The sequence below is a fragment of the Cellulomonas septica genome, from assembly GCF_012396155.1.
GTDB lineage: Bacteria > Actinomycetota > Actinomycetes > Actinomycetales > Cellulomonadaceae > Cellulomonas > Cellulomonas septica.
Map to the genome: position 1 here is coordinate 1 of NZ_JAAXOY010000463.1, position 2,919 is coordinate 2,919.

A 2,919-nucleotide genomic window follows, 5' to 3' on the forward strand; every position below is an offset into this window, starting at 1 on the left:
CCGTGGTGGCCGCCGAAGCCGCGACCGCCGCGCGGTCCGGGACCGCCGGGACCGAAGCCCGGACCGAAGCCCGGGCCGAAGCCGGGACCGAACGGAGGGCCGGACGGACGACCGGCCGCCTCGTCGTCGAACGCGTCGGGGCCGGCGGGGTGGTGGTGGAAGTGGTGGTGTCGCATGGGGGTGCTCCTCGGGATCGTGGGTGCCGGCGCGGATGCGGGGCACGGCTCGACCGGGGTGTCCCGGGAGGGGTGCGGCGCGATGCCGACGTCCTGAACGATATATCGTTGATACATCGTTCGCAACCCCTGGGTGCCATCAGGTCGTGCCGAGCGGCGACCAGAACGACCAGGGCTCGCCCTCCGGACCCAGCGCCCCGTACTCGCGCACGCCGTACGGCTGGTCCGTCGGCGGGTAGGTCACCGAGCCGCCGCGCGCGACGACGGCCGCGTGGTGGGCGTCGACGTCCCGCACGGTCACGACGAGCATCCCGGTCGCCCCACCGAGCGCCGCGGGAGACGCCAGCCGCCACTCCGGTGCGACCCGGTGCAGCATCACGATCCCGTCGGCCGTCCGGACCTCGCCGTGCACGACGACCCCCGCGCCGTCACGGTGCAGCGGCCCGGCCTCCAGCCCGAAGACCTCGACGAGGTGCCGGTGCGCGGCCTCCAGGTCCGCGTAGACGAGGACCGCGACGCGCCGCAGCGGCTCGGTCGACGCGACCACGTCGTCCTCCAGGACGGCCAGCAGGCGCCGGCACACGTCCAGGTCGCCCGCCCCGTGGTCGCCCGGCTCCACCCCGTCGGCGGCGACGCCGGGACGCGTCGCGCTGAGCCGGTGCAGCAGGCGCTCCATGCGCAGCACCTGGTCCTCCAGCTCGACGAGGTGCGTGCGCAGCGCACCGTCCAGCGTCCACCCGGGGTCGTCGAGCGCCGCACCGATGTCGTCCAGCGACACCTCGAACCGCCGCAGCACGCTGATCCGGTACAGCCGCTCGACGTGCGCCCGCCGGTACACGCGGTGCCCCGCGGCGGTCCGGTCGGGCCGGAGCAGGCCGACGTCGTCGTAGTGGTGCAGCGTGCGGACGGTGAGGCCGGTGAGCGCGGCGAGGTCGCCGACCCGCCAGCCGGCGTCGTCGGTCGGCCCGCTCACGCCGACCACCGCGGGCGCGTCGTCCGCCGTCCCGCCACGGCTCAGACCGGCGAGTGGATCGCCCAGCGGTGGCCGAACGGGTCGACCAGCCAGCCGCGCCGCTCGTCCCCCTGGTCGACGGGCTCGCGGTCGGCCGTCGCACCGGCCGCGACCGCGCGCGCGTAGACGACGTCCACGTCGTCGACCTCCAGCACGAGGGCCGACGTCGACCGCCCGACGGTCGCCGGCGCGTAGGCGCCGACCTCGTGGTACTCGTCGGACAGGTAGAACGGGTGGCCGTCGATCGCGAGCGCCGCGAACCCGACGCGCCCGTCGTCCTCGGTGTACCGCTCGCCGGTCTCCGTCGCGCCGAACGCGGCGGCGTAGAAGCCGATCGCCGTCGCGGCGTCGTGCACGGTCAGGTAGGGCACCAGCTGGGTCATCGCAGCCTCCCGGTCGGACGTGCCGCGGGCACCGGCGCCCGCACCGCCGACGCTAGGCCCTCACGTCACGTGAGGTGCAAGAGCCTGAGGCCGCTCCTCCCGGCGACGCAGGACGCCGAGCAGCACCGGCATGAGGACGACGCCTCCCGCGAGCAGCCAGACGAGCCGGACCGCCGGCGGGTCGACGTGCACTCCGGCGAGCGTGACGACGACGAGCGCGGGCGCGCCGATCGCGACCGCCCGCTGCGCGCTCGCCCGCCGCTGGTCAGGGTCGGCGCCCGCCCGGCCATCCCGCACCGAGAGGGCCACGTGGATGCTCGCCGCGACGAGCGCGTACGTCGCGTAGGCGCCCACGGCGAACCATCGGTCGCGGTCGCCCACGGGTGCGGTCGGGTCGGCGACGAACGGCGCGAGCGTCGCGGCGACCGTCGCCAGCGCGCAGGTGGACACGAGGTGCGCAGCCCAGGCGAGCCGCGGTTCGAGCGACCCCTGTGGCAGCAGCGCGACGCCGGCCGAGCCGAGCCGCACGGCGACGACGAGCCCGCGGGCTGGTGCTCGGTCGCACCGCGCTCGACGTACCGGCGCCTGATGCGCTCGCGGACGATCCCGTTCGTCGACGACCGCGACCCGTGGAGCGTCGTCTGCTTCGTCGTCCGGCCGCCGTTCCGCAAGCGCGGGTTGATGCACGTGCTGCTCGCCGGCGCCGTCGAGCACGCGCGGGCGCACGGTGCGGAGGTCGTCGAGGGCTACCCGATCGAGGCCGGTGGCACGCGCGTCGACCTCATCTCCGGGTACGTGGGCAGCGTCGAGCTGTTCGAGGCGGGCGGCTTCGAGGTCGTCGCGCCCACCACGGGGCGGTCAGGTGGCCGTCCGCGCGTGGTCGTCCGTCGGCCGCTCTGACCGGGGCGTGGTCACGCCCGGTCGGCGAGCGCCGTCGCGAGGTCCGCGCGGGTCCGCACGCCGAGCTTCGTGTAGACGTTCCGCAGGTGGTACTCGATCGTCTTCGGGCTCAGGAACAGCGCGGCCGCGGCCTCGCGCGTCGTCCGGCCCGCGGCGAGCGTGCGGGCGACCTGCAGCTCCTGCGGGGTCAGGTGGTCGAGGCCCGTGACGTCGCGACGGTGCGCGGTGGCGCCGGTGGCGCGCAGCTCGGCGACCGCCTGGTCGGCCCACGGTGCGGCGCCGAGCGCGTCGAACGTCGTGAGCGCGTCACGCAGGTGGGGGCGCGCGTCGGTCCGTCGACGCGCCCGCCGGAGCCGCGACCCGTACGCGAGCTGCGTTCGCGCCGTCTCGAAGACGTCGGGGGTCCGTGCGTGCGCGGCCAGCGCGGCGCCGAACCACGTGTCGACCT

At 76.0% G+C, this 2,919-nt stretch carries 5 protein-coding genes; 1 reads left to right on the top strand and 4 read right to left on the bottom strand.

Going from position 1 to position 2,919, the window contains the following annotated elements; all coding sequences use genetic code 11:
- Nucleotides 1–315: 315 nt before the first annotated feature.
- From HGA02_RS15065 to HGA02_RS15075, 3 genes are read right to left on the bottom strand one after another with little or no spacing between them, the layout of a single operon-like run.
- Complete coding sequence (locus HGA02_RS15065; protein WP_343035500.1) at nt 316–1,149, bottom strand: MerR family transcriptional regulator; 834 nt, start codon at nt 1,147–1,149, stop codon at nt 316–318.
- 41 nt (nt 1,150–1,190) lie between these two features.
- Complete coding sequence (locus tag HGA02_RS15070; protein WP_168679836.1) at nt 1,191–1,571, bottom strand: VOC family protein; 381 nt, start codon at nt 1,569–1,571, stop codon at nt 1,191–1,193.
- 60 nt (nt 1,572–1,631) lie between these two features.
- A complete protein-coding gene (locus HGA02_RS15075) occupies nt 1,632–2,021 on the bottom strand; it encodes a hypothetical protein (protein WP_168679837.1) in 390 nt (129 codons plus the stop codon).
- Between the two features lie 3 nt (nt 2,022–2,024).
- Here HGA02_RS15075 and HGA02_RS15080 point away from each other — a divergent pair, with 3 nt between their 5' ends.
- Nucleotides 2,025–2,471, top strand: coding sequence for a GNAT family N-acetyltransferase (locus HGA02_RS15080; protein ID WP_343035501.1), 447 nt, complete (start codon nt 2,025–2,027; stop codon nt 2,469–2,471).
- Between the two features lie 11 nt (nt 2,472–2,482).
- On the opposite strand, the gene HGA02_RS15085 is transcribed toward HGA02_RS15080, so the two are convergent.
- A partial coding sequence (locus HGA02_RS15085) for a helix-turn-helix transcriptional regulator (RefSeq protein WP_168679838.1) occupies nt 2,483–2,919 on the bottom strand: 437 nt, incomplete at its 5' end.